This window comes from Streptomyces sp. SDT5-1 (assembly GCF_052245995.1).
Taxonomy (GTDB): Bacteria; Actinomycetota; Actinomycetes; order Streptomycetales; family Streptomycetaceae; genus Streptomyces.
In genome coordinates, this window is sequence record NZ_CM125963.1 from 5,568,675 (window position 1) to 5,582,655 (window position 13,981).

A 13,981-nucleotide genomic window follows, 5' to 3' on the forward strand; every position below is an offset into this window, starting at 1 on the left:
GTCCCCCGCCCATCTCCCACCCACCCGCCCGCGCCGCAACGGCCCGCCCCGCCAACTCCCGCCCGGGCTCTACCCGTTCCCAGCCACACGGCCCGCCTCGGTCACCCGCACCGAGCCCGTGGCGCCGCCCACCTCCCACCACCCGCCCCCTCCAGGGGCGTCGCCCCGGCGTGGTGCGGTGCTTGGGCACATGGTCCGTTGCGGCCTGCCGGGCCGCCGCCACGGCACTCCGCCGCTTCTCCGAGAGCGCCGGCCCGATCAGCGAAGCACCCCGGCCCCGCGCCCACGCCAACCCCGCGGCACCCCGCTCCGCGACCAATCCGTCCCTCCGCAGCGGCGTCAGGCCCGTGAGCCGAGGCCGTGGAGGAGGGTGTCGACCACGCGTGTGGCCAGGGCGTCGAGGGCCGCGTCCGTGTCCGGGGCCTGGGTCGCCGCCTCGTGGATGAGGGCGTAGTAGACGCGCCGGGCCCAGTCCAGGTCCGTATCCGCGCGGAGCACACCCGCCTCGCGCAGGCGCACGAACAGCCGCGCGCACTGGTCCAGCACATCGGCGTGGACCCGGGCGACCTCGGGCGCGTCCGTGGGCAGGGCCCCCATGGCGAACCCCCAACCGATCTTCACGCGCAACACGTTCGCGGTGACCTGGTAGAGCGCGACCGCCGGCGGCGAGGTCTGCGGCCGCGCCGCCTCCACCGCCTCGTGGAACCGCTGCGTCGCCCACGCGGCCAATGCCGCGATCAACGCCTCCCGTGACGCGAACCGCCGGTGCACGGTGGTGCGTGCGACCCCGGCCGCCTCGGCGATCTGCTCCATCGTCGCCGCCGGATTGGCGGACAGCACCCGCTCGGCGGCTTCGAGGATGGCGCGCACCGTCCGCTCGGTGTCCGCGCGCAGTGGTTTCGAGGAGGCGGGCAGCGCCATGGCCGGTTCCTTACGACGGGTCGGTCGACGATCTCGTCAGCGTACGCCAGTGAGGCAACTCCACCACTACTTGCGACATGAGTGTTGCATGTTCTACGTTCGTTGCGTCAGTAGGGATGCGTATTGGCGTGGAGGGGAACCATGGATCTGCAGTTGAACGGCAAGACCGCCCTGGTCACAGGGGCCAGCCGAGGGATCGGGCTCGCGGTCGTCCGGGCATTGGCCGCGGAAGGCGTGCGTGTCGTCGCCGCCGCCCGTAACCCCACCCCGGAGCCGGCGGCGGCCGGAGTGAAGGCCGTGGCCGTCGACCTGTCGGAGCCGGCCTCGGCGGAGCGCCTGGTCACGGAGGCGCTCGCCGAACTGGGCGGCGGCCTCGACATCCTGGTCAACAACGTCGGCGGCGGCGACGGCGGCCTCGACGGCGAGTTCCTGGACGTGACCGACGCCCAGTGGGCGCAGGTGCTCGATCTGAACTTCCTCGCCACCGTCCGCGTCACCCGCGCCGCGCTGCCCGCACTGACGACGGCCCGGGGTTCGGTGGTCAACGTGTCCTCGATGGGCGCGCGCGTCCCGCACGGCGGACCTGTTCCGTACACCACGGCGAAGGCGGCCCTGACGGCTCTGGGCAAGGCCCTGGCCGAGGAGTTCGGCCCACAGGGGGTTCGCGTGAACACGGTCTCGCCGGGGCCGGTCCGCACCGACATGTGGGAGAGCCCGACCGGCTACGGTGCCGGACTCGCCGCCGCCATGGGCGTGCCCCACGCGGACCTTCTCGCCGGTCTGCCGCAGGCGACCGGCATGCTCATCGACCGGCTCGTCGAGCCCGACGAAGTCGCGGCGCTCGTCGCCTACCTCGCCTCACCGCGCGCCGCCGCGACCACCGGTACCGATCACCTGGTCGACGGCGGCGCGGTCAAGACGGCCTAGGCAAGCGCCCTACCTCCCCACCGGCGCCCCCGCCACCCCGTACCCCGCATCGCCCCCGTCCATCGCCCCCGCCGGCAGCTCCGGTGGGACGTAGCCGCGCATCGCGGGGGCGGACATGTCGGGGCGGACCGCGCCCAGGAGGGGGTTCGCGGCGATGGGGGAGACCTTGACCTTCGTGCCGGGGCGGGGGGCCTGGACCACCATGCCGTCGCCGAGGTACATCGCCACGTGCGTGGCCTTGGGGAAGTAGACGACCAGGTCGCCGGGGCGGAGCTCCGAGAGAGGGATGTGGGGGAGGCGCGCCCACTGTTCCTGGGACGTGCGGGGGATCGTCCGGCCCGCATGGGACCACGCCTGCGACGTGAGGCCCGAGCAGTCGAAGGAGTCCGGCCCCTCCGCCCCCCAGACGTACGGCTTCCCGATCTGGCGGACCGCGTACGACAACGCCTCGTCACCGGCCTCCGACGGCGCCCGCCCCGCCGACCCGAGCGCCCCGGACGCCATGAACGTCCGCTGCGCCCGCGACACCCCCGCCTCCTCGAGCCGCGCCACATCCGCCAGTTGGTCCGCGGTGAGCGACGCGAGCAGCTGCTCGACCTCCTTCAACCGGTTCCGTACCGCGTCCCGTTCCTTCTTCTGCCGCTCCGCCAACCGCAACTGCTCGTCGAGCGCGTCCCGCGCTTTCGTCGCCAGCGCGTCCGTCTTCTTCTCGCGGCCCGCGAGCCGGTCCACGGTCGCCTGCCGTTCCCGCGCGGCCCGCCGCATCACATGCCCCTCGTCGAGCGCCTGCTGCGGATTGCGCGCGAGGAGCAGCCGCAGGTACGGGGAGAAGTCGCTGCGCCCCTGGTACTGCTCGCGTGCGAGGCGTCCCGCGTCGGTCCTGCTGCTGTGCAGGGAGGAACGCGCGGCGGCCAGCTTCTCGGCGAGGTCGTCCGCGGTCCTGCGGCGTTCCTTCAGCTCCTCCGCCGTCGCGTTGTACGCCTCCGTGGCCACCTCCGCGTCCTGGTAGAGGCGCTGGAGGTCCGTGAGGAGTTCCGCGACGGAACGCGTCCCATCGGGGCCCGGCGCCGCGCTCGCGGGCAGCGGCGCGAGCAGCGCCCCCGTGACGGCTCCCGTGATGGCTCCCGTGACAGCCACCGTGCACACCCACCGCACGAGCCTGCCTGACACCTGATCACCTCCGGTACGGGACAGCCTCCGTGCCCCGCACCGTGAACATCAGCAGAACGGCGGCCCCCGCACCCGCCGGGCTGCTCGCTTCGGCCCAACCCGGCCACCCGTCCGACGTCCGCCCGGCGCGTCCCCTTTACGGCTCCATGTTTTTACGGCTCCACGACGTCACGCCTTGCCGCCCCAGGGCCACCTCACGGCGCGCCCGGGCCTGCCGTCGGGCGCGTACACGTAGCGCCACTTCGCGACGAGCCGCACCCGTTTCCCCGCGTCGGGCACGGCCTCCCGCACGTACACCAGCACCGTGTCCGCGCCCCCGTCGGCGTCCGGCACCGGCACCTTGTACGTCTTGGGCGGGTTGCCGGTGGCGGTGACGTACACCGGCAGCACCCGGCCGTCGAGGGGCCCGCCGACAAAGGGGATGTCTTCGCTCTTCACGCCACCAGTGTCACGCACACCCGCCCGCCACGACCGCGTGCACGCGGATCACAGCAGGTGTCCCGCCTCCGCCACCACCGGCAGCACCCGCCGCGCCAGCTCTCCCACCGGACCCTCCGGCGACTCCAGCGCGAGCGCGTACCGCACCACGTCCGCCGTCTGCGGGTCCCGGCCCGCCGTCGCCGCGAGCACCGCCATGAACTGCTCGACGAGGCCGTCCCGCAGCTCGTCCAGTGGCGGCTGCTTGTCCTCGTCGAGCCAGATCAGCGACGCCGCCTCGACGGCCGTGATCCACATCCGTACGGTCATCCGCAGCCGCGGCCCGGGGGAGTCCTGGCCGAGGTGGCTGAGGATGTGCTCGGCGGCGGCCCGCCGCACCCCGTCGACGATCGCCGTCGTACGGGAGGTCTCCACCACGCTGCCGCCCTGGAGCAGCGCGGCGAACCCGGTGTCGTGGCCGTCGACGAAGGCGAGGTAGCGGTCGAGCGCACGCGTGAGGCGCGCCGTGAGCGGGCCCTCGGGGGGCTCGGCGAAGCACTGCTCCAGTTCGTCCGCCGCGGACCGCAGCGCGGCCTCGTACAGCTGCTGCTTGCCGCCGGGGAAGTAGCGGTAGACGAGCGGCCGTGACACCCCGGCGACCTCGGCGACGTCGTCCAGCGAGACGTCCTCCGGCGCCCGGTGCGCGAAAAGCGACAGCGCCGACTCCAGCAACTGCGCGCGCCGCTCCTCGACGCCGAGCCGTCGGTAGGCGGGCGTGCCGGTGGCCGAGGTCATGCTTCGAAGCGTAACCGGCACCGGGCGTGCCGCGTCTAGGCCAGAAGTCCCGACGAGCGCCACATCTGGCGGCCGATGCCGCGCAGCACACCGATGTCGTCGAGGAAGTCGGTCAGCCGCTTGGCGCCGGTCTGCATGACCTCGCGGCGGTGGCCGCTGGCCTTGACCTGGGCCATGGCCTCCTTCTTGTCCAGGCCCACGTTCTCGTAGACCTGCGGGTTGATGAACGCCACGGAGAAGACGCGGGCGAACTCGCCGGACGTGAGCCGGGTGAACTCCTGCGACCAGCGCGGCGCCGTCACCATCTGGCGCCGCAACTCCTCCCGCGCGTACCGGACATGGCGGGCCTCCTCGACGACGTGGATGCGGGTCACGCCGCGGATCAGCGGCTGCACGCGCTCGTCGGGGAACGTCAGGCGCTGCATCCAGTCGAGGACCTCCTCGCCGAGCAGCGTCGCCGTGAACGAACCGGGTGTGGTGGAGATGGTCTTGAAGAGGCGGCCGAGGTTGTGGTGGACGGGCGCCACCGGGTACCAGGGCGTCTCGCCGCGCTGGATGAGCCGCGCGAACATCTTCGAGTGCCGGCACTCGTCCTCGATCTCGGTGAGGGCGTACCGGACGTGCGCGCTCGTCGCCGCCTTGTCGTAGACGTGCCGCACGAGGAGCTGCATCAGGATCAGCTCGAACCAGATGCCGAGCGAGGCGAGCGCCGCCGCCTCGTGCTGCGACAGCCTGATCCGCTGCTCCTCGCCCATCCGCTTCCACAGCGGGGTGTCGTAGAGGGACACGAGCTCGGGCGGCCAGAACCACTTGCCCTCCTCGAAGGGGGCGTCCCAGTCCAGCTCCTTGTCCGGGTCGAAGGAGTGCTTGGCGGAGGAGTCGAGCAGCCGCTCGGCCACCTGCTCCCGGTCCTTGAGCCGACCGAGCGCGTCGCGCAGTCCCGTCAGCGCGTCGGCTTCCGTCATGGTCGTCATGGCTGTCCCCACCTCGTCGTACGGGTGTGCATCGGGCGGTGGCCGGTTACCGGCGGTCACGCCGCCTCCGTTCTTATGAGACTGCGCGTCAGCAAGGCCGTCAATCCCTCGCGCACGACTCCGCCCGACTTGTTGACCCCGCGTCTACCACCGTGTGAGCCTGCCAACATGGCGACGCATGAGCTGTACACCAAGGCCCCCGAGGGGCCCAACTGGCAAGTACCGTCCGCCAGTTCGGCTCGCCTCAGCTGGGAATACGACGATGGGCGCGACCGCCTCCTCTCCCTCTACCAAAAGGGCAAGGACAAGCAGTGGGACGGCGCCAAGCGCATCGACTGGGACCTGGAGGTCGACCCGTACGACCCCCTCGGCACCCCCGACGACGCGCTGGCCCTCTACAACACGCCCTACTGGGCGAAGATGACCGACAAGGACAAGGCCGAGCTGCGCAAGCACTCCGCCTCCTGGCAGTTCAGCCAGTTCCTGCACGGCGAGCAGGGCGCGATGGTGTGCGCCGCGCGGATCGTGGAGTCGGTCCCCGACCTCGACGCCAAGTTCTACTCGGCGACACAGACCATGGACGAGGCCCGGCACGCCGAGATCTACGGCCGCTTCCTGCACGAGAAGCTCGGCATGCTCTACCCGATCAACGACAACCTCCAGTCGCTGCTCGGCGACACCCTGCGCGACTCCCGCTGGGACATGCCGTACCTGGGCATGCAGGTCCTGATCGAGGGCCTGGCGCTCGCCGCGTTCGGCCTGCTCCGCGACACCACCGACAAGCCACTGCCCAAGCAGATCCTGGCGTACGTGATGCAGGACGAGGCCCGGCACGTGGCGTTCGGGCGGATGGCGCTGCGCGACTACTACAAGCAGCTCACCGACGCCGAGCTCCGCGAGCGCGAGGAGTTCGTCATCGAGGGCTGCTACCTGATGCGCGACCGGCTGCGCGGCATCGAGGTCCTGGAGAACTTCGGGATCCCCAAGGCCGACGCGGAGAAGTACACGGAACAGTCGGAGTTCCTGGCGATGTTCCGGCAGCTGCTGTTCTCGCGGATCGTCCCGTGCGTCAAGGACATCGGCCTGTGGGGCAAGCGCCTCCAGCAGGCCTATGTCGACATGGGCGTCTTCGACATGGGCAACTCCAACCTCGACCTGCTCATGGCCCAGGACGAGGAGATCGCCGAGAAGCTCGACGCGGAACGCTTCGCGGCGGAGGAGCAGGCACGGGTGGCGGAGGTGGAGGAGGCCATCGAGGCCGGCACCTCACCCTGAGCCGAGCACGGCCTCCATCACCGACTTGGCGACGGGGGCCGCGCTGCCCCCGCCGCTGATGTCGTCGCGGTTCGCGGACGCGTCCTCCACGACCACCGCGACCGCGACCTTCGGCGTGGACGCGTTCTTCTCCTTGGCGTAGGAGATGAACCAGGCGTACGGCGTCCCCGCGTTGTTCTCGCCGTGCTGCGCCGTGCCCGTCTTGCCGCCGACCGTGGCGCCGGAGATCCGCGCCCCGGTGCCGGTGCCCTCGGAGACGACGTCCTCCATCATCGTCTGGAGCTGCGTCGCCGTGTACGGGGACATGACCTGCTTGTACGTCTCGTCGCCGGTCTCCGCGACGGTGTCGCCGTCGCTCGTCGTGGTCCTGTCGACCAGGTGCGGCTTCATGAGCGCCCCGCCGTTGGCGACGGCCGCGGACACCATCGCCATCTGCAGCGGCGTCGCGGCGGTGTCGTACTGGCCGATGGAGGAGAGCGCCAGCTGCGCGTCGTTCATGTCGGTGTCGAAGTTCGACGTGGCGGCCGTCATCGGGACCTTGATCCCGCTGTCGTTGAAGCCGAAGTTCTCGGACATCCGCACCATGTCCGCGAGCCCGGTCCGCACCCCGAGGTTGGCGAACACGGTGTTGCAGGAGACCCGCAGCGCGTACTCAAGCGTCGCGTTCTTGCAGGCCGCGGACGAGGACTCGTTCGTCAGCCGGGTCGTGGTGCCCGGCAGGGTGTAAGGGGACGGGGTGTCGGTCTTCTCGTCGATGCCGTCGACCACGCTGTTCTCCAGGGCCGCGGCCGCCGTGACCACCTTGAACGTGGAGCCGGGCGGATAGGTCTGGCGCAGCGCCCGGTTGAGCATCGGCTGGTCCGACGACTTGTTCAACGCGGTCCACGCGTCGACCGTGGCGGAGTCGGTGCCGGCGATCCTGCCGGGGTCGTACGAGGGCGTGGAGACCAGCGCGAGGATCTTGCCGTTGGACGGGTCGATCGCCGCGACCGCGCCCTTCTTGCCGCCGAGCCCGGAGTACGCGGCCTGCTGCGCGCGGGCGTTGATGGTGGTCCTCACGTCGCCGCCGGGGTTCTGGGAGCGGGAGATCTCGTTCCAGAACGGGACCGTGGAGAGCATCGGGTCGGTGCCGGACAGGATGTCGTCCTCGGCGCTCTCCACGAACGTCGTGCCGTACGTCTGCGAGGCGTAGCCGGTCACGGGGGCGTACAGCGGCCCGTTCTTGTACGTCCGTTCGTAGCGCAGCGACTCGCCGGTGTCCTTGGATCCGGTGACCGTGTCGCCCTCGACCAGGATGTTGCCGCGCGGCTGCCCGTAGCGCTCGATGACGGGGCGGCGGTTGGCCGAGTTGTCGTCCAGCGAGTCGGCCTGGAAGAACTGCACGCGGGCCGCGTTGAGCAGCAGCGCGACCAGCAGGATCAGACAGAAGACCGAGGCCCTGCGGATGTACTTGGTCACTTGGCGCCCTCCACGGGGTCCGGGGCGTCCCCGGCGGACTCGGTCAGCAGCTGGCTCCTGGCCCGGTCGCTGACCCGGATGATGATCGCGACGATGATCCAGTTGGTGACGAGCGACGAACCGCCCTGCGCGAGGAACGGCATCGCCATGCCGGTGAGCGGGATCAGCCCCATCACGCCGCCCGCGATGACGAACACCTGGAGCGCGACGATCGAGGCGAGCCCGATGGCGAGCAGCCGGCCGAACGGATCGCGCAGCGCGAGCCCCGCCCGGTAGCCGCGCTCCACGAGCAGCGCGTACAGCAGGAAGATCGCGGTGAGCCCGGCGAGGCCCAGCTCCTCGCCCGCCGTGGCCAGGATGAAGTCCGATTTGGCGGCGAAGCCGATGAGGATCGAGTGCCCGAGCCCGAGGCCCGTGCCGAGCATGCCGCCCGCGGCGAACGCGAACAGCGACTGCGCGAGCTGGCTCGCGCCCTCACCCGCGTCGATGGAGGCGAAGGGGTGCAGCCAGTCCTGGACGCGGCTGTGCACGTGCGGCTCGAACGAGGCCACGAGGAACGCGCCCGCGGCGGCGAGCACGAGCCCGATGGCGATCCAGCCCGCGCGCCCCGTCGCCACGTACAGCATGATCACGAACAGGCCGAAGAACAGCAGCGAGGTGCCGAGGTCGGTCTCCAGGACGAGGACGCCGACGGTCATCAGCCAGATCACGAGGATCGGCGCGAACACCCGCATCGTCGGGAACTGGAACTTCCACACCCGCTTGCCGGTGTACGCGAGGGCGTTCCGGTTGGCCGCGAGATACCCGGCGAAGAAGATCGCGAGCAGGATCTTGGCGAACTCGCCGGGCTGGATGGAGAAGCTGCCGATGCGGATCCAGATCCTGGCGCCGTTCACGGCGGGGAAGAAGATCGGCAGGATCATGAGCACGAGAGCCGTCACGACGCAGATGTACGCGTATCTCTGCAGCACCCGGTGGTCGCGCAGGAAGAGCACGGTGACGATGAAGAGGGCCACGCCGAGCGTCGACCAGATCAGCTGGGTGGGCGCGGCCTGGTCGCTCGGCGTCTCCAGATCGAGCCGCCAGATCAGCACCAGGCCGAGGCCGTTGAGCAGGACGGCGATCGGCAGCACCAGCGGGTCGGCGTACGGGGCGCGGAGGCGGACCACGAGGTGCGCGACGAGGGCGAGCGCCCCGAGGCCCGCTCCGTAGGCGGCCGCCCCTCCCGGGACCCTGTCGTCCTTGGCGAGCCCGACGTCGATGTATCCGTAGACGCTGAGCAGTACGGCCACGACGAGCAGGGCCAGTTCGGTGCCGCGGCGCCCGGGGACGCGCACGGCGGGCACCGACGAGGATCCGGTCATACCGGGAACGTAGCAAGCGAATCCGGGATATCCGGTTATGTCAGCACCAGCGGGGCGCGGCACCGATGTTCTCGATGTACCGCGCCGAACCCCACGCCCAGGTGCCGTCGGTCAGCAGGTACCAGTGCGTGTTCCCGCCGACGCTGTCGCCCTTGGTCTTGCAGAAGATCGGGACGATCGCGCGGTACGGCTCGGAGCGGACGACCTTGGCGCCGCGCGTCGGGGAGTCCCGCAGCAGCAGCCCGGACTTCGCGACGACGCGGCCCTTGTAGACCGGCGCCTGGTCGGCGCCCGCGGAGCCGGTGCTCGCGATCGCGGGGACGGCGGCGGTGCCGACGAGAGTGACGACCGCGGCGACGCCTGTGCCGAGACGTGTCATGAGAGACATGCGAATCCTCCTGAAGCGGGGGAGAGGAATACGGGGACGGGAATGCCGGGGCGTCTCGAAGTGCCCGGTTTCACGCTAAATCCGGCACGGGGGGCACGCAAAAGGTCACCCTCGGCTACGAGGCGTCCGGCGCGCTCTCCTCGTACGGCAGCGTCAGCGTCGCCACCGCGCCGCCGCCCGGCGCGTTCCCGAACTCCAGGCGCCCGCCCAGGACTTCGGCCTGCCCGAGCGCGATCGTCAGGCCGAGCCCGTGCCCCCGCGTGCCGCCGTCGGTGCGGAACCGCTGCGGGCCGTGCTCCACGAGATAGCCGGGGAAGCCCGCGCCGTGGTCGCGCACCGTGATCACGGGCCCGTCCACGGTCAGGGTGACCGGCTCGGCGCCGTGCCGGTGCGCGTTGCCCACCAGATTCCCGAGGACCCGCTCCAGGCGCCGCCGGTCCGTCACCACGCACACGTCCCGTACGAGGACGACATCGGTGGCCGTGCCGGACGCCCGCACCACCCGCTCGGCGACCGGCCCGAGCCGGGTCTCGTCCAGGTCGAGGCGCTCGCTGCGCGCGTCGAGCCGGGAGATCTCCAGCAGGTCCTCCGTCAGCGTGCGCAGCGCCGCCACCCGGTCCCGCACCAGCTCCGTGGGCCGCCCCGGCGGCAGCAGCTCGGCGGCCGCGTGCAGCCCGGTCAGCGGCGTCCGCAGCTCGTGCGCCACGTCCGCCGTGAACCGCTGCTCGGCGAGGATCCTGGCCTGGAGCGAACCGGCCATGCTGTCGAGCGCGCCCGCCACGTCCGCCACCTCGTCCTGGCGCCGCCCCGGATCCTTCGTCCTGCGGTCGTTGACCCGCGCGTCCATGTCGCCCGCGCTGATCCGCCGCGCCACCCGCGCCGTCGTGTGCAGCCGCCGCGTCACCCGGGTCACCGCGAACGCACCGACCAGCAGCGTCGCCCCGATCGCCAGCGCCGACGAGGTGAGGATCGCCCCGTCGAGCCCGTCGATGGTCCGCCGGCCCTGCGCAAAGTCGACCCGCACGGCGAGCGCTGCGCCACCGCCCGGCCTGGCCTCCGCGGGGCCCGCCGCCCACATCGTCGGCCGGCCCCGGTACTCGTCGAGCATCGTGCCGCGCTGCCCGCGCGCGGCGAGGTCCCGCAGCTCGGCCGGGAGCCCCGGCGGATCGAGCCCGGCGCCCGGCGCGAGCCTGCCCCCTGCCTCGTACCGCTTCGTCGTCGTGCTCAGCAGATCGAGCGCGCTGTCACGGGCCTGCCCCGTCGTCTGGTCGGTGACCGACACGTGCACGAGGACGCCGAGCAGCGCGGCGAGCGCGCAGCACATCACGGTGATGAACACGGCCGCCTTCCACGTCAGGGACGCGGTCCAGGCGGGCAGCCGGGGCGTGCGAGGGCTCATGAGCGGCTCGGTGACGGTACGTCAGTGGTGTCCGACGAGCCGGTGCGCAGGATCTCGTCGCGGGTCGGCAGCATCGCCTTCTGATGGCCGTCGTACGACCACGAGGTGCGGTACTCGTACCCGGACAGGTCGGCCGCCGCCCGCACCACGATGCTGCGCCCCGCCAGATGCACGTTGATCACGGCGTCCTTGTCGTCCATGATCTGCGTCAGCTTCCCGCCGCCGTACGTGTACGCCTGGAGGTACGCCTGCCGGTGCGGGGCGCGGACCGCGACCAGCAGATCGTCCCGCCCGTCGCCGGTGAGATCCCGGTAGTACCCCCCGAGCACAGGACACTTCTTGGCGTGCCCGCTCTCGGGACAGTCGGCGACATCGTCCGCGATGTCCTTGTAGTCGTCCGGCGCGGCGGCGACCCGGGCCCGCACGATCGTCACCGGATCCACCGCGCGCAGCTTCCCGCCCGGCACCTCGACGCCCTTCACGACGGCCGTCTCCCCGGCGCCGTAGTCGTCGGCGGCGCGGGTCGCGGACGGCAGCGTCGGCCACAGCCGCTCGGGGCCGACGGCCGTCGGGGTGGGGCCCGCGCTCTCCAGGCCGCCCTGGTCCCCGCAGCCGGCGCACGCGCACAGCAGCGCGGCGGCGGCCCATGCGCCGGGGTGCCTTGGCCTCACTGCGCTCCTGCCTGCCGGGACGAACGGTTCGCGAAGGTCATCATGCCGGGCCTGCGGACTTCTTGCCCTGCGACGGGCTTGCTGCTCCCATGGGCATGGGGTGATGGGGCATGAGCGGACTGCGCGTCATACCGACCTGGCGGCACGGCCGGGAGTGGCTCTACGTGTGCGGGGAGGACGGCGGGACCGTCGCCTGGTACGACCGGGAGGCGGACCGGGTGAGCCTGCTCGACGAGGCGCGCGGCGGGGACGCCCTCGAAGCCCTCCGCCCGTTCCTGGTCGGCAGCGTCGCCGTCGGACCGCCCCCGGTGCCGACCCCCGCCGAGCTCGCGGGCCTCGCCCTCCACCCCGACGACGACCTCGCGCCGAACCGGCCCGGCGAGCACCTCGCCGTCGCCCTGGACCGCGACCCCGGCCCGCCCCGCAGGCTGCGCGCCGACCCGCGCCGCAGGGCGCTCGCCGCGCAGCAACGGGTGGGCGAGGTGCTCGACGGCCTGGAGGCGGCGGGCTGGCGGGTGCTGCACGCGGTGCCGCTCCCCGGCGGTACGTACGTCCACCACCTGGTCATCGGCCCCGGCGGCCTCTACGCCCTCCACACGGTGCCCGCGCGGGGCCGCCGGGTCCGGGTGGCCGACCCCTTCGTGACCATCGGCCGCGCGGAACCCCAGCCCCTCCTCCGCCGCGCCCGCGCCGACGCGTCCCGCTGCTCCTACGCCCTCACGGCAGAGGTCCACCCGGCCCTGGTCCTGGTAACCCCCTCATCCGCCGTCCCACCCGCCCCCCACCTCTTCACCGACACCACCCTCCCTACCCTCGCCCGCACGGGCGGCCACCTGAAGCCGGCGGACGTGGAGGCCCTCCACATGCTGGCGAGGGACAGGGGGACGTGGACGCGAGCGTGAGCCCACTCCTCGCCGCCCCACCCCCTACAGCACTGCCAGCGAAGCCAGCCCGGCCAATCAAGCCTCTCTGTGGTGTCCGGCGTGGAGGTCCGGCCGGTCGAGCCTCTCTGTGGTGTCCGGCGTGGAGATCTGGTCAATCAAGCCTCCCTGCGGCCCCCGGCAGGGGAGGCCCGGACAATTGAGCCCCTGCGGCGATTGAGCAGCGGGGCCCGGGGCAGAGCCCCGCGACCGCAGCGCCGGTTCGGCGAAATCAGCCCCGCCGGCGTTTGAGGCGCGGGGTCCGGGGCGGAGCCCCGAGTGCGTAACGCCGGTTCGGCATCTTCAGCCCCGCCGGCGTTTGAGGCGCGGGGCCCGGGGCGGAGCCCCGCGACCGCAAGCCCATCCGCCCACAGCCAGCGGCATCACGGCAACACCCCCGCCCGGTCGACCTCAAAGAGCCCCGCCAACAAATCCCCGTCCCGCCCAAGCCGCGCAGCAACATCCGCCGCGACAAAAACAAGATCCCCCGCCACCCCGCACCCCTCCACCTCCGCCCAGGAAACCGGCGCCGAAACCGTCGGAGACACCCGCGCACGGACCGTGTAGGCCGCCGCCGTCGTCTTCGCCGCGGCGTTCTGGCTGTGGTCCACGAACACCTTCCCCGCCCGCAGCTTCCGCGCCATCCGATGCACCACGAGCCCCGGCAGCCCCGCCTCCGCCTCCCGCGCGAGCTCCTTCGCGTACGCGCTGACCCGCTCGGACGCCGTCGGCACCAGCGGCACCAGCAGATGCAGACCCTTCGACCCCGACGTCTTCGCGTACGCCTCGAGCCCGTCCCGCGCGAGCCGCTCCCGCAGCCACACCGCCACCTCGCAGCACTGCACGATGTCGGCCGGCGCCCCGGGGTCCAGGTCGAAGACGAGCCGGTCGGCCTGCGCGGGCGCGTCGGCCCGCCACTGCGGCGTATGGAATTCGGTGACGAGGTTCGCCGCCCACATCAGCGTCGGCAGATCGTCGACGAGGACCTGCCGCGAGACCCCGTCCGAGCGCGTCACCTCCGCCGTGTTCACCCAGGAGGGTGTGCCGGGCGGCACGTTCTTGGCGAAGAACCGCTGCCCGTCGGGGCCGTCGGGAAAGCGCAGGAAGGACACCGGTCGTCCCCGCAACTGCGGAAGCAGCGCGTCCGCCACCGTCGCGTAGTAGTGCAGCAGCTCACCCTTGGTGAACCCGGACTCCGGATAGATGACCTTGTCCAGATTGCTGAGGGCGATCCGCCGCCCCTCCACTTCTGTCATGGGCGCCATACGGTAATACTCTGGCAATCCAGCCCGTTTTGTCCGC

General features: G+C 72.0%; 14 protein-coding genes. 3 read left to right on the forward strand and 11 right to left on the reverse strand.

All coding sequences use genetic code 11. The features are described from left to right. Positions 1-339 precede the first annotated feature (339 nt). Complete coding sequence (locus tag ACTWJ8_RS25805) at positions 340-921, reverse strand: TetR/AcrR family transcriptional regulator (RefSeq protein ID WP_356373981.1); 582 nt, start codon at positions 919-921, stop codon at positions 340-342. A gap of 141 nt (positions 922-1,062) precedes the next feature. Here ACTWJ8_RS25805 and ACTWJ8_RS25810 point away from each other — a divergent pair, with 141 nt between their 5' ends. After that, complete coding sequence (locus tag ACTWJ8_RS25810; protein WP_443260391.1) at positions 1,063-1,848, forward strand: SDR family NAD(P)-dependent oxidoreductase; 786 nt, start codon at positions 1,063-1,065, stop codon at positions 1,846-1,848. A 9-nt stretch (positions 1,849-1,857) separates the two neighbouring features. Here the strand turns inward: ACTWJ8_RS25810 and ACTWJ8_RS25815 are convergent, their stop codons facing one another. The 4 genes from ACTWJ8_RS25815 to ACTWJ8_RS25830 form a co-directional block, all read right to left on the reverse strand. After that, a complete protein-coding gene (locus ACTWJ8_RS25815) occupies positions 1,858-3,018 on the reverse strand; it encodes an NlpC/P60 family protein (protein WP_443260392.1) in 1,161 nt (386 codons plus the stop codon). Positions 3,019-3,186: 168 nt separating this feature from the next. Then, positions 3,187-3,456 carry a hypothetical protein gene (locus tag ACTWJ8_RS25820; protein WP_356373978.1) on the reverse strand — a complete coding sequence of 90 codons (270 nt, stop codon included), beginning with the start codon at positions 3,454-3,456 and terminating at the stop codon, positions 3,187-3,189. A 48-nt stretch (positions 3,457-3,504) separates the two neighbouring features. After that, on the reverse strand, positions 3,505-4,230 hold the full coding sequence (locus tag ACTWJ8_RS25825) for a TetR/AcrR family transcriptional regulator (RefSeq protein ID WP_356373977.1): 726 nt from the start codon (positions 4,228-4,230) through the stop codon (positions 3,505-3,507). Positions 4,231-4,265: 35 nt separating this feature from the next. Next, positions 4,266-5,204, reverse strand: a complete 939-nt coding sequence (locus tag ACTWJ8_RS25830) for an AurF N-oxygenase family protein (RefSeq protein WP_356373976.1) — start codon at positions 5,202-5,204, stop codon at positions 4,266-4,268. 168 nt (positions 5,205-5,372) lie between these two features. Here ACTWJ8_RS25830 and ACTWJ8_RS25835 point away from each other — a divergent pair, with 168 nt between their 5' ends. After that, on the forward strand, positions 5,373-6,479 hold the full coding sequence (locus tag ACTWJ8_RS25835; RefSeq protein WP_356373975.1) for a ferritin-like domain-containing protein: 1,107 nt from the start codon (positions 5,373-5,375) through the stop codon (positions 6,477-6,479). Here the strand turns inward: ACTWJ8_RS25835 and ACTWJ8_RS25840 are convergent. From ACTWJ8_RS25840 to ACTWJ8_RS25860, 5 genes are all read right to left on the reverse strand, one after another. Next, complete coding sequence (locus ACTWJ8_RS25840; RefSeq protein WP_443260393.1) at positions 6,471-7,937, reverse strand: peptidoglycan D,D-transpeptidase FtsI family protein; 1,467 nt, start codon at positions 7,935-7,937, stop codon at positions 6,471-6,473. The two genes, ACTWJ8_RS25835 and ACTWJ8_RS25840, sit on opposite strands and share 9 nt — an antisense overlap. Continuing rightward, the gene (locus ACTWJ8_RS25845; protein ID WP_443260394.1) at positions 7,934-9,301 is read right to left on the reverse strand and encodes an FtsW/RodA/SpoVE family cell cycle protein; all 1,368 of its coding nucleotides are present in this window, start codon (positions 9,299-9,301) and stop codon (positions 7,934-7,936) included. Before ACTWJ8_RS25845 ends, ACTWJ8_RS25840 begins: the two co-directional genes overlap by 4 nt. A 40-nt stretch (positions 9,302-9,341) precedes the next feature. After that, positions 9,342-9,689, reverse strand: a complete 348-nt coding sequence (locus tag ACTWJ8_RS25850; protein WP_356373972.1) for an SH3 domain-containing protein — start codon at positions 9,687-9,689, stop codon at positions 9,342-9,344. 115 nt (positions 9,690-9,804) lie between these two features. Beyond that, positions 9,805-11,088 carry an ATP-binding protein gene (locus ACTWJ8_RS25855; RefSeq protein ID WP_443260395.1) on the reverse strand — a complete coding sequence of 428 codons (1,284 nt, stop codon included), beginning with the start codon at positions 11,086-11,088 and terminating at the stop codon, positions 9,805-9,807. After that, entirely contained in the window at positions 11,085-11,759 is a 675-nt protein-coding gene (locus tag ACTWJ8_RS25860) for a hypothetical protein (RefSeq protein WP_443260396.1), read from the reverse strand. Before ACTWJ8_RS25860 ends, ACTWJ8_RS25855 begins: the two co-directional genes overlap by 4 nt. A 110-nt stretch (positions 11,760-11,869) precedes the next feature. On the opposite strand from ACTWJ8_RS25860, the gene ACTWJ8_RS25865 reads away from it, so the two are divergent. Continuing rightward, positions 11,870-12,661, forward strand: a complete 792-nt coding sequence (locus ACTWJ8_RS25865) for a nuclease-related domain-containing protein (protein ID WP_443260397.1) — start codon at positions 11,870-11,872, stop codon at positions 12,659-12,661. Positions 12,662-13,062: 401 nt separating this feature from the next. Here ACTWJ8_RS25865 and ligD read toward each other — a convergent pair whose 3' ends face one another. After that, positions 13,063-13,944: a non-homologous end-joining DNA ligase gene (gene ligD / locus ACTWJ8_RS25870; protein ID WP_443260398.1), complete on the reverse strand. Its 882-nt coding sequence runs from the start codon at positions 13,942-13,944 to the stop codon at positions 13,063-13,065. Between the last annotated feature and the right edge of the window lie 37 nt (positions 13,945-13,981).